This is a genomic window from Pontibacter burrus, assembly GCF_010686685.1.
Taxonomy (GTDB): Bacteria; Bacteroidota; Bacteroidia; order Cytophagales; family Hymenobacteraceae; genus Pontibacter; species Pontibacter burrus.
In genome coordinates this window covers 1-16,908 of sequence record NZ_JAAGWD010000007.1, presented here as the reverse complement: position 1 = coordinate 16,908, position 16,908 = coordinate 1, and the positions used below count along the sequence as shown (strand labels likewise).

The 16,908-nt window shown below is 43.4% G+C and carries 10 protein-coding genes; 8 read left to right on the top strand and 2 right to left on the bottom strand.

What is annotated here, in order from left to right; all coding sequences use genetic code 11:
- Nucleotides 1-175: 175 nt before the first annotated feature.
- Nucleotides 176-2,728, bottom strand: coding sequence for a T9SS type A sorting domain-containing protein (locus GXP69_RS15210; protein WP_163915948.1), 2,553 nt, complete (start codon nucleotides 2,726-2,728; stop codon nucleotides 176-178).
- A gap of 1,062 nt (nucleotides 2,729-3,790) precedes the next feature.
- Between GXP69_RS15210 and GXP69_RS15205 the strand changes: the two genes are divergently transcribed.
- The 6 genes from GXP69_RS15205 to GXP69_RS15180 all read left to right on the top strand — a co-directional run bounded on the left by GXP69_RS15205 (nucleotide 3,791) and on the right by GXP69_RS15180 (nucleotide 10,424).
- Nucleotides 3,791-5,905, top strand: coding sequence for an Ig-like domain-containing protein (locus GXP69_RS15205; protein WP_163915947.1), 2,115 nt, complete (start codon nucleotides 3,791-3,793; stop codon nucleotides 5,903-5,905).
- A 674-nt stretch (nucleotides 5,906-6,579) separates the two neighbouring features.
- Complete coding sequence (locus tag GXP69_RS15200; RefSeq protein ID WP_235925755.1) at nucleotides 6,580-7,005, top strand: thioredoxin family protein; 426 nt, start codon at nucleotides 6,580-6,582, stop codon at nucleotides 7,003-7,005.
- A 16-nt stretch (nucleotides 7,006-7,021) separates the two neighbouring features.
- Nucleotides 7,022-8,083: an FAD:protein FMN transferase gene (locus tag GXP69_RS15195; RefSeq protein WP_204282059.1), complete on the top strand. Its 1,062-nt coding sequence runs from the start codon at nucleotides 7,022-7,024 to the stop codon at nucleotides 8,081-8,083.
- Nucleotides 8,084-8,086: 3 nt separating this feature from the next.
- Entirely contained in the window at nucleotides 8,087-8,314 is a 228-nt protein-coding gene (locus GXP69_RS15190) for a DUF4266 domain-containing protein (protein WP_163915946.1), read from the top strand.
- Nucleotides 8,305-9,519, top strand: a complete 1,215-nt coding sequence (locus GXP69_RS15185) for a DUF3570 domain-containing protein (RefSeq protein ID WP_163915945.1) — start codon at nucleotides 8,305-8,307, stop codon at nucleotides 9,517-9,519. Before GXP69_RS15190 ends, GXP69_RS15185 begins: the two co-directional genes overlap by 10 nt.
- A gap of 32 nt (nucleotides 9,520-9,551) precedes the next feature.
- Entirely contained in the window at nucleotides 9,552-10,424 is an 873-nt protein-coding gene (locus GXP69_RS15180; RefSeq protein WP_163915944.1) for a phosphatase PAP2 family protein, read from the top strand.
- An 81-nt stretch (nucleotides 10,425-10,505) separates the two neighbouring features.
- Here GXP69_RS15180 and GXP69_RS15175 read toward each other — a convergent pair whose 3' ends face one another.
- Nucleotides 10,506-10,862, bottom strand: coding sequence for a ferritin family protein (locus tag GXP69_RS15175; protein WP_163915943.1), 357 nt, complete (start codon nucleotides 10,860-10,862; stop codon nucleotides 10,506-10,508).
- A 695-nt stretch (nucleotides 10,863-11,557) separates the two neighbouring features.
- On the opposite strand from GXP69_RS15175, the gene lnt reads away from it, so the two are divergent.
- Together lnt and GXP69_RS15165 are read left to right on the top strand one after the other, a co-directional pair.
- The gene (lnt, locus tag GXP69_RS15170) at nucleotides 11,558-13,159 is read left to right on the top strand and encodes an apolipoprotein N-acyltransferase (RefSeq protein ID WP_163915942.1); all 1,602 of its coding nucleotides are present in this window, start codon (nucleotides 11,558-11,560) and stop codon (nucleotides 13,157-13,159) included.
- Between the two features lie 57 nt (nucleotides 13,160-13,216).
- Nucleotides 13,217-16,908: glycine-rich protein (locus tag GXP69_RS15165; protein WP_163915941.1), on the top strand; the 3,692-nt coding region annotated here is incomplete at its 3' end.

Genomic DNA, 16,908 nt, shown 5'->3' with positions numbered 1-16,908 from the left:
TTTCAATATATGATTTAAAGTATTGTTATTAGAATCACCAATGTCTAATAACAATTCTACTGTTTATGTAAGCTCCTTTTTATCAGACTTCATTACGTACTATGATAAAGTTTACTTTTCTGGATAAAAAGTTAGTATACCGTATGCACGATGCTTCCTTTGGAATTAACCAACCTTAACGAATCAAAATAACTTTTTTGGTAAGGCTTTCTTTACCAGAGTAAAGCTTTATGATATACATACCCGAAGGTAACTTATCTAATTGTAGTTTTATTTCTTTGGCATTTACAGGCTGTTTTTGTAAAAGCATACCGACATTACTATAGAGTTCTAGGCGATCGACTACAGCTTTTGCTTCTATTTGTACTTCACCTGAAGTTGGGTTAGGGTAGAGGGTAGCAAAACCCGTTCCTCTAGGTGTTCCGTCAACGAATAGTTTTACTGTTACTGGTTCCGACTGGTGCGTACCGGCTAGGATAGTGTAAGTAAAGGTTACTAAACCAGTTTTACCTTCTTCAGGCAGATAAACAAATCCACCATCCCGGTATAGTATGAGCTGGCCATGTTTGGGTCCAGTATGCAATACGGCTTCCATCGGACTTCCATCAAGAGAGAGGTCGTTGTGAAGAACACCCTTTGCTGCTTTTACTTCAAGTAACTCATCCACATGAACCGTGTATAAGTCTTGTTTAGCGACCGGGTTTCCAGGTAAAGAACGCATATACCGATGTGCTATGTCGTACGATGCTTTTTTATACTCCACTGCTGTCCTGACATTGTTCCAGTTATCCCATTTAAACCTGCTTTCGGTAGGATAACTTTCACCTTTGTAAAACAATGTCACCGCTACCCCATCCGATACCCTTTCCTGGCTTCCAGGGATAGCTCGGTCATCGTGCATGACTGCTAATGAACTAGGGTCCGTAAAGTTCAGTAATGTCCAGGGCAGTTTGATGTCAATTGAAGTGTCTCTAATTGTCACAGCATCCATGGAGGTTGGCGGTAAACCCAGCCGGTTTACACGGAGCTGACCGATGTACTGCACCTCCTGATCATTGTTATTGTTGCGCCAGCGTACTATGTTCCAGGGTGCACCGGTGGTTGCAATAGAGCGGAATAGCTGCTTTGATGCTGATGTGCCATGCCAGATACCAAATAAGTCATAAGCTTCTGTTACATATAACTCTGCTTTATCCTGTGTAATCATAAGAGAAAACTCAGCCCTGTTGTTAACCTTTTTTCCGTTCGGTAAGATTTGCTCGCCTAAGTCAGCATCATATGTATCGAGTGCTATCCAAAGGGTATCATTTACTACAAAGGGCTTTTCAAGCAACAATTTCAGATTCAGAAAGGCAAAGTCAGCACCGGCTTCCACTGCTTTTACAGGGCAGCCGGTACAAAATTGCTCCCACGGTTTTGTAACAGCACCTTCTTTTTTAAAGCCAAGTAACCCGAAATTTTGTTCAGCAGCTGTTACATTGTGCCATAGTATGCGTCTGTCTGGGTTAAAGTCCATCGGGTCCGTTATCCAGGTACGTTTGAACCATTCATCCATTAAGGCAAACTGAATACCGCCTGCACCACCAGCTGCATCAATATTGCGGAGCATCCGAAGGTTGTTTTGCCCTTGTGTAGCCTCATCCATGCCCCCGTGGTGAATACCGCTTTGTGCATAATGCGCAACTCCCCAACTAGATGGCGCTCCAAACTCGCCAATTATAAGTGGTATATTCTTATAGTGTGATTTTAACGCTTTCAGATATCCCAGGTAACTGTTCTGGCCCAGGTAATCTGTTGTACCGGTGTAGGCGGCATCCCGGCTCATAAAGTCTGGATAATAGGGGTAGGCATGGTAACTCGCAAAGTAACCAGCTTGTGCCTTAGATTTATTTATTTTTGCAAGGTCAACCGAAACCAAATCTTCATACTGATTTTCTTCGCCAGGATGGTGCAGGGGATCTAAAGTAGGCCAACTTGAAAAACTGACAGGGCGCTGTGTTTTATAGTTGTCCATCTCCCAGGTTAACAATAAATCCAGATGCTTAACAGCCCAGGTTTCAGTTGCGCTAGCATTCGCAATAGAAAAGTATGTTCCCTGAAATGAGGTACTTGTTAAATGTCTCTCGTTGGTATGTACTACTTCGGGTGGGTGAATTTCACGCCCAATGATATAGCCTAGCAACCATCGGGAGGCATCCGATTTATAAGAACCATAAGCTTTTCCAGGTCTGGAAGCTATCACTTTATTACCATGCACCGCATCTACATTTTCTTTGATCTCCTGTTCAAAGTATGTACTAAGAGTATACAAGTCTTCGTCATAGCCAGGTACTTCTTCTTCCAGCCAGACTCCTTGAAAAAATAGAAGGGGATGCTGTGGATTGGCGAGATTAAAAGAGTCAAGCACTTCGTAGAAATGCGGGTAGTGCAGGGTGTACAACCGAATGGTATTAAAGCCGGCAGCACGTATCAAATCAAACCACCGCCCATAATCCGCACGGCTTGCTGCCAGTTCTCCCGGAAAAGTTCCGGGTTTTGCGATCCCCATATTGATACCTTTTATAAAAAGAGGGACATATTGTTCTCCATTCCATATGGTAAGATGTGTGTTGTCAGTCGAATACGGTATAATGTGATCTGTATTGGACTGTTGCTGGGCTTCTGCGCTAAACGCTACAAATAAGAAAAATAAGCAAAAAGCTAGACGGGAGGTGTAAATTTTTTGCAAGTACGTGTCGGGTATAGAGAATAAATAAACTTTTTACTTTGATAGAAGTATCAGGCGGATTTGAAAGTTCAATAGCCTGATTTTAAAGTTTACAAAGATAAGATCGTGCTGAATAATTTTAATAGAGTAGTACCAAATTTAATGTTTATAAACTCATTGTTTTCAGGCACACTATAAATGACTATATATTAAGGCAACGTACTTTAATTAACAGCAGAGAAGCAGTTGTTGTGGAAGAAATCTAAAAGGGTAATTATAAATTAATGTTATTGTGTAACTGAAAAACGGACATTAGACTATTCTTCATTTAACCCGTTCTTACTTTACATTAGATATTTTTGGTATGGGGAATGTGCTCCTAGGCTTTACAAATGAAATATTGATGCAGGGAAATGGAGCATTGTTCACAATAACAATACCATTGCTTAGGTCTGCAAATTTCAGAGCCAATGTAGGTAGTGAAGCAATAGACTATTGTAGATTAGAGGATTATCGAACAATGTGTGGGAATAGCTTTTTTGCCCTTTGCAGCCTTGTGCAGCAGTTTTTAGTAGAAAAAGAAAAAGGGAAAAGCGATCAGAATGATCGCTTTTCCCTTTTAGTAGACCAAAGGATTGAATTATCGAACCATTTAATAGGGATTTGGCAGTTGTAGGCGAATATTTGGGATAGGAGATTAGCTATTAAAGCGCACAGAGTAGCATGTAGTACCTGATTCTCATCTTTAATAAGTATGAAGTCGAAGCAATTTCCAACTTTAGAAAGCATGTTAAATTCATAGTTCTAGATTGTGTACCTGAACTTGAAATGATTCTAATTACAAGCCATAATAAGCTATTTACTTATAGAATGAAATCTTTACCTCATATCCCAATCTTATAGTAAATCTTAAAATTGCGGATGCTTAATATTCAGTGTTTTAAGAAGTTTTTAGAATATAATACCCAGTTTTAGGTATAGGAAGTAGGTAAGAATTAAAAGTACCTTTGATGTATCAATAGTAAGTGTAACATAGCATAACTCACCCCTTTTTATATCAAATTCACCCTTAATTCTTAGTGGATGAAAAGAATCATACTCTTTTTCTTAACCATTTTCTTTGTAGTGGCATGTAGCTCTTCTGAAGAACCGTCGCCGGATGCAAAGCAATCTATCTTACTTCTTACTAAATCTGCTACTCCGGGACAGATCGTGATTTCTCAGGCAACAGATAAACCTGTGGTTACTTCTGCTTCTATGATTAGAGTAGGGAATGTGGATGTACAGGTTTTTGCCGGAGATTCCAACCAGGTACTTTTTATCATGCCTGTCATTGCTTCCGGAAATGTACTGGTTGATTACAGTGGAATAGGGATCAATAAACAACTTGATTTGACAGTAGGAGCTTATACTACTATAACTGACCCGGTAGCTGTGGCCAATGCCTTTTCAACTGAATTAGATGCTGTTTCGCAAAAATTGCAAGCATATGTAGATGATCCTATTATACAATTGGATCCGGCTTACATAGAAGTATTGAAGCAGCAAAAGCAGGTTGTGAAAGAAAACTTCGCAAAACTAACTGCTGAGGAACAGTTAAAGCTGGCGTATATGCTTCAGAGTATTACACCAAATGAAAGCGAATTTAGGTTAGATGAGCCTGATCCGGGCAACTATCGTGTAACTAGCAGCAGTGATGCCGGCGAAGAAATTTACAGAACAGGGAAGAGCTTTGTCAAAAGCATGATAGCCGGTTCTGCAAGTTTATTTCTTGGCACACAGTTAGCCATGCTCCCTTCCCCATTATTATATGATAAAGTAGCAGCTGCAGCATGTATGGCCACAAGTGTTGGCTTTTTTGTGAAGGCACATACAGAAGCCCAAAGAGTAGCCCAGTTGAAAGGTGTAGCAGAGAAAATTCTGGAAGAGTTTTCCAGTAACCGTGTAGGAGCAGTATCTCCAGGTGGTAGACAGGCAGCAGAAGACGAGAACGTTTTTAACCAAGATAAAGCAAAAGTACTGACCTTAAATGGAGAATACCGAACATTGGTAAAAACAGATGCTGCTTCTTCGGTTGCTTTTTTTGCCACTACCTTTATGTACCTGGCCAAAATGCAGGAAGCCTACAATACCATTCTGGCAACTACCAATAAAATCAAAAGTTGGTTCTTAGGGACTGGTCCCAGCCTTCCGGTATATAAAGACCCGGTTAAGACGCAGGCTGCAAAGAAAGAGCTGCCACTACCCTCTGGTAAAGTCACTTTTAAGAATATCTCGGATGCCAGGATTCAACTCTCGGCTACTCCCGCAGCAGCTGGCAAGTTTAACTTGGTCGCTACCAGTACAACTGCTACCGGCCTGCAGGATAAGCCATTCAGCTTTGATGTTGTATTTACGGATAGTAACCTGGGGGTGCTGCTTACCAAAAAAGTGACTGCTACATACAGGCCTACACAACCACATACTATTTCCCTGGTAGATGGAAACAACCAGGAAGGTGAACCAGGTAAGGTTTTAGCGAAGCCATTAAAAGTGAAAGTGGTAGATGCAGATGGAAATGCTCTAAAGGACATAGAAGTGGAATGGACTGTTAAATCAGGAAATGGTACATTGAGTGCAGCCAAAACTATTACCAATGCCCAAGGTATGGCTGAAGTAACCTGGAAGATGCATCAATCGCCTGCTGCGGATCAAACGGTAGAAGCGACTGTCAAAAAAGGGGATGGTACCATAGTAAGTGGAGCTCCTGTTACCTTTAAAGCTACTTTAGGCATAGTGGTTAGATTGATAAATGGAAGCCCATGGAAACTCACATCCTATGTTGTAGGCGGAGAGGAGCAATTTAATTTCAAAGATTTAGGTAACAAAACTTGTTATCCAGCTGGAGTTTATGATAAAACCAGATTTGTAGAAGGTACGTTTTCCTTCAGTTCATCTACCCTGGCAATAAATATTAAATCAGAAAAACATACTTATAATTGCAACTCGGGATCATTTGACAAAAGCTATAATAACGATGGTAGTGGCGCCCACCAATGGAAAATAGATAAGGGTACTGGGAAATTAATCTTAATGAATAATGGTCAGGAGGAAGCTTGGTTGGCAATTACATTAATCTCTGATACCAAGATAAGGTTCAGTGGTACAGCAGGTAGAGGAGAGGATGAGGTAGGTTTTTCATTTGAAGTAGAAGAGTAATTACCTGATTCTATAGGATGGACTTTTTTTCGTGTAAATAATGAGTCGTATTTAAAAGTTGACAATTATTTTATACAAAACGAGCGGAGCAGAAATTTAAAAGATTAAAACATTGTGGAATAAAACAACCTGCCCCACTTTTAGTTAGATAAGTGTAAATAAAGGGGAAATGTATTGAGTTCGAAAAGCCGCTCTAATTGATATGGAGCGGCTTTTTTATTGAAGTAGACCGAAAGATGGAATTATTGACCCATTTTCACTGGGAATTGGTAGTATTTGAGAAGTCTTTAAAGGTTTTTAAATGTTGAGATAAAGTGCCTAGTTGGCTTTAATAACATCTATTGACTGCTCAAAATCTATTGACTGCTCAAATCGTTGCACCCTAGTCACGTTGTAAAGCAAGAATAAAGAGACTATAGGATAAGTATAAATTGAGATGCAAAGAACTAAAGAAACAAAGGACACTAAATATACTTTAGGCATAAAACAGCGTTATACTTATACCATTCTTGACGACATAGTTTAGCGAAACATTCCTACCCCACAAGTGAACCAATACCGCTGTTTGCAAAGTTGTAAAAGCATGGCAGTTAAGGGACTGCTGGATGTTCACTTTAATTTTTGCTGCTATGTTTAAAAAGCGTATTTCACTACTCGTTTTTCTTTTTGCCGTAATGGTTTCCACAGCGAGCCAGGCGCAAACTATAGCCGGGCACGAGGCCTGGCTGCACGAATACAACGCAGCTATAAAACAGGCAAAAACGGCGCACAAACCTATCCTGATGGTATTTGCCGGTTCAGACTGGTGCAAGCCCTGCATTTTGCTCAACAAAGAAGTATGGAACACCGACACCTTCGCAAAATATGCCAAAGATAATCTGGTGCTGTTAGAGCTGGATTTTCCGAGATTCAAGAAAAACCAGTTGCCAGCCGAACAAGTGAAGCACAACGAGCTATTGGCTGAAAAGTATAACACGGAGGGTGTCTTTCCACTGGTAGTACTGGTTGACGAAGATGGAAAAATAATTTCTAAGACCGGCTACAAAACCGGAGGACCTGAAGCTTACGTACAACACCTCGAGAAACTGTTGCACCACTAACATAAACTTATTTCCTATGCTGCATCGCCTGCGCTTGCTTTTTATGGTTTGCCTGCTGCTGATGCAGCCACAGGCGATTGCCCAAGGAGCACCTTCTTCTGCCAAAGCGCACAAGAAGGTGCTCCTTTTAATGGGTACCCGTTTTGAGCTGGTAGCTGTTTCTGAAAACGAGCATTTGGCAAATAAAGCCATTGAAGTCGGTGTAAATGAAATTAAGCGCATTGAGGCCCTGATCTCCGAATGGCAGCCCACCAGCCAGACCAGTGCCATTAACCGGGCGGCAGGCTCTATGCCCGTTTCCGTCGATCCCGAACTATATCAGCTTATTGAAAGAAGCATTAAAGTCTCCAAACTCACTGACGGGGCTTTTGATATTTCATTTGCCGCTGCTTACAAACTATGGAAATTTGATGGCACGATGACTAAAATGCCTTCACCTGAAGAAGTGGCCGCTTCTGTCAAGCACATCGGGTATCAGCGTATCAAACTCAATCCTGCAAACTATAGCGTCTTTCTAGACGATCCGGAAATGAAGATCGGGTTTGGAGCAATTGGAAAAGGCTACGCCGCCAACCGTGCCCGCGACGTGATGCGCAAAATGGGCATTAAGGCCGGGGTAGTAAATGCAGCCGGCGACATGATTACCTGGGGAAAACAACCTGACGGTCAGCCCTGGTTCGTGGGCATTGCCGACCCTGCCGAAAAAGACAAAGTATTCAGCTGGCTAACGGCCAGCGAAACAGCTATCGTTACCTCCGGCGATTATGAGAAATATGCAGAAGTTGATGGTAAGCGCTACGGCCACATCATCGATCCCCGGACCGGGTATCCTGCCACCGGCCTGAAAAGCGTGACCATCATTTGTCCCGATGCCGAGCTGGCTGATGCCCTGACAACCGCCACCTATGTACTGGGCCCCGAAGATGGCTTATACTTCATTAACCAACTGAAAGGAGTGGAGTGCCTGCTGATAACGGATAAAGATGAAATGCTCGCTTCTGACAACCTTAGCCTGCATTTTTACCAAAACAGGAAATCGCCTGAGAAAGAGAACAAAACAGGCAGCCCGAAGCCATAAACTATGAAAACACATCTAAGATCCTTATTTGCCTGTACCTGCCTGCTTATAGTTGGTTTGCTGAGCAGCTGTGAAACCGTAAAGCCGTATCAGAAAACGTACTTAAACGAAGAAGAGATGCAGCTGAGCGCCCGCAAGGTGCAGACCTTTGAAATGAATTTTGAAAGTTACCGGGAAGGGGCATCCGGCGCGACCGGAGGTAAAATGGGAGGGGGCTGCGGATGCAATTAAAGTTTATCGGTCTGATGGTTGCCTGCTCGGTGGCCACGGCAACTATGGCTCAGACTACTTCCACCACAACTGCCAAAGGCCGCAGAACCCGCGAACTGTCGCCAACGGAGGTAAATATACTGGGCAGCTACTATAGCCAGACCGGCGAGCACTCGCCGGTAACAGGTGGGGTAGGCACCGAAGAACTGACCGATGTCACCCCAACTATAATTGTGAATGTGCCGCTGGATACGGTGACCAACCTGAACGTGAACTTCGGGATGGATTTCTATAGTTCAGCTTCTACTGACAAGATAGACTATAATGTTTCCAGTGCCTCTAAATCAGATACCCGTACGCATCTGAACGTAGGTATCAGCCGCCGCAACAATGCCCGCCGCACGATAAAAGGCATCACCATTGGCGGCTCTACCGAGTACGATTATCGGTCGCTGTCGGTAGGGGTGAATTGGGCTATCCTTTCGAAGGATGGGAACCGTGAGCTGAGCCTGGGCGCACTGGCCTTTTTTGATACCTGGTCGCTAATTTACCCGATAGAGCTGCGCAGCCAGGGCGAGCTACTGAGCGAGGACAAGCGGCAATCCTATAGTTTGTCCGCCACCTTGTCGCAGGTCTTAAACCAGAAAATGCAGGCAGCTCTTTCCTCTGATATTGTGTACCAGACTGGTTTACTTTCCACGCCTTTTCACAGGGTCTATTTTACTGACCAGGAACTCCCTGATATTGAGCGCCTGCCCGATAGTCGTTACAAATATCCGGTTGGACTGCGGATAAACTATTATACCTCCGATTATCTGACCATGCGTTTCTTTTACCGGTTTTATACCGATAGCTGGGGCATGACAGCAAATACTGTAGAACTCGAAACGCCGATCAAGATAGGGCCGTTCTTTTCGTTTTACCCCTTCTACCGCTACCACACTCAAACGGCTGTGGATTATTTCGCTCCTTACAAAACGCATTCCTCAACTGAAGAATTCTATACTTCAGACTATGATCTGGCAGGGATAAACAGCCACAAAGCTGGGCTTGGCGTGCGCTATTCTCCGCTGGAAGGCATCACCCATTTCGGACTTCCTTTTTCCAGTAACACCACACAGTTTAAAAGCATAGAAGTGCGGGGTGGCAACTATTGGCGCAGCGATGGCCTTAGGGCCTTTATCATCAGTGCGGACCTGGGCTTTACCATACCAGGTAGCAGATAAACAGTACTTATTCTTTCTGAAACTACAGTCCTATGAAACTGGTTTTTCTTTTTAGCAGCAGGTATCGTTTATTTCTTTGTTTTCTGCTATTTATCGTTCAGGAGGCGCATGCTCAGGTGCCGTCAGGAACTACAGATACAGTGGGTTATGGTCATAGTGTGGATACCTTACAACAGATACTTCCGGTACAGTTGCCACAGGGTAGCGTGCCGAAAGCATCGGCTTTGAAAAATGGAGCCCTTATAGTTGCAGGTGTGGGGGCCTGGATAGCAACTTTTGCCTGGGTGGATGAGCCGGCTCAGCGGTTTATGTTTTCTCACAGGTCGCAGGTAGGGGATAAGATTGCGACCGTGGTAGAGCCCCTGGGTCGGCAGCATTATATGCTACCAGTTACCGGAACAGCGATGGCGATTGGCATATTGATCAAAGATAAAAAGCTGGAAAAAGCTGGTATGCTAGCGGCAGGCAGTATTATGTTGAGCGCCGGAATTACAGAAGGACTAAAGCATCAGTTTCACCGGCACAGACCTAGTACTGGGGAAGATAATCATTTTTTTGATGGCCCATTTCAAAGTACTATTCATACCTCCCTGCCGTCTTCCCATACCACAACTGCGTTTGCTGTGGCAACTTCTGTGGCATCTGTTTACCGTTACGAGCATCCCGCCGTTCCGCCCATAGCGTATGGCATTGCTACGTTGGTAGGGCTCTCGCGCATTAACGATAACGCCCACTGGACAACGGATGTGTTGGCTGGCGCTCTGATAGGGTATGTGTCAGCTAAGGGAACCCTCTATCTCTACAACGTGCTGGATCAAAAGCTGAAGATACGTAAAGAAAAGTTGTTGCTTAGGCCTCAACCCGGAATCAGGTCAGGAGGTGTTAGTGCCCTGCTCATTTTTTAACTATAGTTTCGCTGCTTATCCTTTTACGGGCTTGCTATAGTTTGCCAACGGCTAAACTGTTTACAGCAGGGGCGGGAAGGATCATGTGTTGTGGTTTTTTGTGTTGAAAGTCAAGTGCTTTTCTTTTATACTGCAGTTCATCCAGGTTAATAAATAAAGCAAACCCGGCGGGCTTTTTTTATTCTGAGTCAGTTGGGCAGTTGCTATACTTCTATCGGTGTTCATTATCACACCAATACTAAAACCGTAACCCAGTAACTTGCCAATGCGGTCGAGGGTGCGGACACGCCAGGAGGGAGGTGGCACAGTGGTATTTATGCCATCCTGAAGCAGCTTTTCCGCCATTTGGGTGACATGCTCTTGCTCAATTTCGCCCAGTTCCCGAAACATTTTTGCAATGGCATGCACTTCTTTGGCATCAGCTACCCGATGGTACAAAAAGCTGCATCAACTTCTGTCTGTAAACTGTCTGTATACTATATATGCTTTGGAATCTATAGCGGCCATGTTCGGACACTTTTATGATATAACTTACTCTTCTGCTTTATTTTCCAGTTTCGTGAGCAGGGTATAGACGCCGTGGATTACATAGGTCTGGTCTTCAGATTCAATGTTTTGGCTGTTCACCACATAAGGCTTTTACATGCTAATGTTTATAGTTTAATATCCTATCCAATATAGTTTGAGAGCATTAGTTCATGATCCCCGTTTTAATATGAGCAGCAGTTTAAGCTTTTAATTTGTCTTGTTTTTAAAACGGAGACAAATTAGTCCAAACCCTTATAGGAAAGACGCAAGCACAACTTGTAACTTGCGGAATGAAATAAATGCCTGTAAAAGTAAGGTTTTCAAAGAATTAGCTTTTAGAATCTGACTTGCCTTCAGGTGTTTATTTTGGGTTTGTGTACTGTCGAAAACAGTCTGAGTTTTTGAGTTTGTTTTTATTGGTGCAAAATACTTACCCTTTCTTAATTTCTGCCTCCTGCCCAACTATACAAAGCTATGATCATGAGTAGCTCCTGCTTTTCGATGGAGTAGTATTTGCAATTTTTAATTATCAACTATTAGCCAAACTTTTACCCTTTTCTTACGAGGCAAATTACTGTACTCTTTGTAAGTAGGGCTGAAAAACCATGCATATTTGGAAGACGATTTTAGCACACTTACGGAAATCTTCAGCATCTTATAGTTATGCGCTTGTAGTTGTATCGGCAATACTCATTAGTCTTTCTTTGATGTATGTAAACTATACTATAGCATGGTTTGCACTCAGTTTTCTATTCCTTTCTTTTTTCAACATAACTCAATCAAAACAGGCTCTTTATAAGGGGTTTGTCTTTGGAGTTGTATCAGCAGGTATTCTAAATTATTGGATGGTTGCTGCCATATATCAATATGCGCAGAGTAGTATTGTGTTAGGTATTATCTGCTGGTTACTTGCAGCAACTATAATTGGCAGTATCTACGCGCTTCAGTTCTTCATTTACTCCAGAGTTAAGTTTTCGGATTCTGCTGTATTACATGCATGGGGTAATGCCTTCCTATTTGCTTCAGTTTGGGTTATAGTTGAATGGCTTCGTGCAGTGCTGTTTGCGGGTATGCCCTGGATGAGTTATAGTATTGGTATTACTCAGGCCAGTCATTTATTCTTGGCGCAGCCAGCAGCGGTAGGCGGTGTGTACATCTTGTCGTTTCTGGTTGTGCTTGTCAATTTTACCCTTAGTTATGCATTTCATAAGAAAGCCTGGAGACTAGCTCTGATTCCTGCTCTTATTGTATCAGCTCACTTTATTGCCGGGAGTTTACTCTACAATTATAGTTCGCAACAGGTAGTCGCACAAAGTAAACCTAAAGTAAGTGTGGCACTTATTCTCGCCTCCATGTCTCCTGAAACAGTCTGGAACGAACAAAATGGAAATGCTTTGATCCAGAACCTGCTCACTCTAAACAGGCAGGCAGCAGCGGTCAATTCAGATCTTATCCTTTGGTCTGAAACTGTTATCCCCTGGACCTATAGTAATGAAGACGACTTTCTGAAAGAAGTTGCTAAAACCACAGCTGATAATAATACCCATTTTTTACTGGGTATGAGCACTAGTATTGCGGAGGCTAGTAATGCAGTCTACAATTCAGCTTATCTCTTTACCCCAACTGGTGCCGTGCTAGACCGCTACGATAAAGGAGAGCTCCTCTCGCTTGTTGAATCTCCGCTTTTTAGTAATAGTGGTAATATCATTCTTCCTTTTCTGGCTGGTAGCGGACTTATTGTTCAGCAAGGGCAAAGACAACAGGCTATGAAAACTCCCTGGGGCAAAGCAGGAGTATTGCTCTGCAACGAGTCAGCTGTTCCGGCCTTACTTAACAGATACCCAACTGATCAGATTTCTTTCCTCATTAATTTAGGTAACGACGGCTGGTTTTCAGACTCCTTTATAACCCGGCAACATTTTTACAATAGCAGGTTAAGAGCTATAGAATCAAGAAAAGACTTGGTTATCAACAATAACAGGGGCATTTCCGGTGTGATACGTGCAAACGGGGAAATAGGAGCTCAATATCAATCTGACCAGAGTAGTGTGCAACAGGTAGATGTATTCCCTAACCAGGTCGCGGCGCTTAATTACCACTATTTTATATATGCTATTTTTTTAGCGACAGCATTGTTACTGTTGATAAGTTTTTATAACAAGAGCCTGATTTTTAGCCTGTTCCAGACTAGAGTGTTACGAAGTTGAAAATCACAAAGCCCAACTATATAACCAATAAACCAACAACTTTTTAGCCCAATTCAAATGAAAAAACTTTTACTGTTTTTTTTCTTTAGTTGCCTGCTCTTTGATGCGGTAGCTGGTCCATTTCTGAACCACAGTAGCTGGCGTTGGAGAAACGACGATGGATCTGAAACGTCTGCTACCTGGAAAGGTGCAGAGAATGAAGAGATTAAGATCACCAATACAGATGAGGCCATCAGGTTGAGGCTTAAAATTCATACTCTGGCTGACGTTAATTTTAGTAATGAGCACAATATTTTTCTAGAAAACCGATTGAGTTATTCAGAAAGTGTCGATGGGCCATTTATTAAAATATCAGCGACAAGTACAGCTAACGAGCATTTTGTAATGGACGCTGGTGCATATGTACCAAGTGGTACGCCAACTACGCAACAATTGACAAATACTGGTGAAACTTACATGCCAGGGCAGGTAATAAACAGTGGGTCTCCTGTTGATTATTTTGCATTTAAAAATCAGACAAATGTTAAAGAATTTGAATGGGTTTTAAAACCTACTTCTTCTGTAACTGAAGGTCGGTATTATTTTAAGCTTGACGGGGCGGGGAATAGTAATTTACCTTCCCTTGTTTATGAACCAAAATCACAACCAATTGCCGTTTACCTTAACGGCTTGCATTTCGACGGGGTAAACGACTACGTAGAAATTCCGTCTCAAGCTTCCAATCAGTTCGATTCCGAAACAGAATTTACCGTTTCGCTATGGTTTAAGGCAAATAGCATGGCTGCTGCCGGCCTTTTTAATAGGCCATCGGGCGGTGGTGGTGATATGCAGTTCTGGCTTACTGCTGAGAATGGCGTATTTACTTACGGAATCGACAAACACGGCTATGGATGGACCTGGATTGCTACTGAAAAAGCTTATGAAGTTGGGGAGTGGGTACATGTTACAACTGTAAGACGCAATGTTAGTGGCCAGCGCAGAATGGAAATTTATGCGAATGGTAAGCTGGTTGGGTCAGGAACAGTAAACTATACTTCTTCTGCATCCGGCGCACCTATTCGCATTGGTACCTTTATGAACGTTGACGGAGCCTTCGCAGACGGTCAGATTGATAACGTATCGCTTTGGAAAAAGGCGTTAACTGTTGAAGAAATAAAATCGCTTGCTGTCACCACTCTGAACGGTAACGAAGCAGGTCTCGCAGGTTTCTGGCGCTTTAACGAAACATCTGGAACGATAGCCTACGATGCAACCCCGAACGCCAATCACGGCATTATCAAGGATATGGGGTTATCTACCGCTTGGTCAAGCTTAAATGCGGGGGAGGTCACTACTTTAAAGGATGAGGCTTATATTGGATTTTTAACTGCGAGGGATGTGAGTGGAGATCCACTTACCTATTCTATAGTTACAGCACCTGTCAACGGAACGCTTACTATTGGCAATGCAGCCACAGGAGCATTTACATATACTCCAGCGGCTAATCTAGTTGGCACAGATGCATTCTCCTATAAGGTAAGCAATGGTGCCGAGGTTTCAAACACAGCTACTGTAAATGTAACTATAGTTGAACCAAACAAAGCACCGGTACCTGCCCTGGCAGCGTTGCCGACTTTAACAGGAGAATGTGCAGTTACGGTAACTGCTCCTACAGCCAACGATGATAACGATGGTGTAATTACAGGAACAACAACTGATCCGCTAAGCTACAAAGAACAAGGTAATTATACCATTACTTGGACATACAGAGATAAGGAAGGCTTAACCTCAACACAAACACAACAGGTTGTAGTTAAGGATGAGACAAAGCCTGTGTTTGCAGCTGTAGCTTCCATCACTAAAAACAATGACGCAGATAAGTGTGGGGCTGTAGTTACTTATACCATGCCAACTGCTACAGATAATTGTGTTGGTTCAGGAGAAGACAACAAAAAGACTTTCAACTTTACAGGCAGTGTTCAAACGTTTACAGTACCAGTTACTGGTAAGTACACCCTGGAAACGTGGGGTGCTCAGGGTGGCAACGACTTGAAGGTGCCAAATCAATTTGGTGGCAGAGGGGGATATTCTAAAGGAGAAGTTACATTAACAGCTGGCACAACCCTTTACATTTATGTTGGTGGTCAGGGTACAGGAAGCACCAACTCCTCTTGGGCATCAACAGGTGGTGGCGGTGCTACGGACATCAGATTAATAAATGGAGCCTGGAATAACAGTGACGGCTTATATTCTCGAATCATCGTTGCCGGCGGGGGCGGCGGCAGACATGGTGAAAACTATGAGGGGGCATCATCGGGCTATGTCGGGAACGACGGTGGAGGCTTAAACGCTCCTTCATTTTCTACACAGGGCTTTACCATAACAGGTTCTGGTCAGACCAATGGAGGAACATCGACCGAGGACTACAATAGTGTTGTAATCGGCTCTTTTGGCTTTGCAAATCCTAATAATATGGGGAATTCTGGCTCCGTTGGAGGCTGGAACGGTGGCGCAGCAGGTAGCGATGACTGGGCTAACGGTGGAGCTGGTGGTGGCTGGTACGGTGGGGTTACAAGCTGGCCAACATCTTCGGGTGGTTCTGGCTATGTTTTAACAGCTGATTCATTCAAGCCAGCTGATTACACTCCAACTGCTGAATATTACATGACCGATGCTCAACTTATTGCAGGAAATGCAACTATGCCTAATCCAGAGGGAGGCGAAATGGTAGGGCGTTCAGGCCATGGAATAGCTGTTATCTCCTGGAAGAACGAAACAGTTACCATTACCCAAACAGCAGGTCTTCCTTCAGGATCTCTGTTCCCGGTAGGTAAAACCACTAACACGTTTACAGCGACTGATGCTGCCGGTAACATAGCAACTATAAGCTTCGATGTAACTGTAACTGATACCCAGAAACCAACTGTGGTTACCAAAAACATAACCGTTAACCTGTATGCTAATGGTAATGCTACGATCAAAGCAGAAGATGTAGACAATGGCTCTACCGACAACTGTTCAATTGCTGCAGATGGCTATAGCTTAAGTCAGACCGAATTTACCTGCGCTGATCTAGGTACCAAAACCGTTACACTGACTGTGACGGATGTGAATGGCAACAGCGAAACGGCAACGGCCGTGGTAACTATCGTTGACCCGATCAAGCCTACCATTACCGCGCCGGCTGCTGTTGTAGTGAATACGGATGCAGGAAAGAGTACCGCTTCAGGCGTTGTACTGGGCACACCAACTATAGCCGATAACTGCTCCGATGTTAGTGTAACAAATGATGCACCGGCTACTTTCTCGTTAGGTAAAACAACCGTAACCTGGACGGTAACCGATGCGTCTGGTCATAAAGCTACAGCTACGCAAGTAGTTACTGTGCAGGATAAGGAGGCACCGGTGCCAACTATAGCTACATTGCCAACTATAACGGGCCAGTGTGGAGCGACAGTTACAGCCGTGCCAAGCGCTGAAGATAACGTGTCAGGTACAGTTGCAGGTAAAACCACTGATCTGCTCTCATATACAGCACAGGGGACCTACACCATCACCTGGACCTATACTGATGCGGCAGGAAACTCTAGTTCGCAGACCCAGCAGGTGGTTGTAAAAGATGACACCGCACCAATTGTTAAGACAAAGGCCATTACCGTGCAGCTTGATGCAACAGGCAAAGCCACGATCAAAGCAGAAGATGTAGATAATGGCTCTACCGACAATTGCGGCATCGAAAAAATAGCATTGGATATAACTGCTTTCGATTG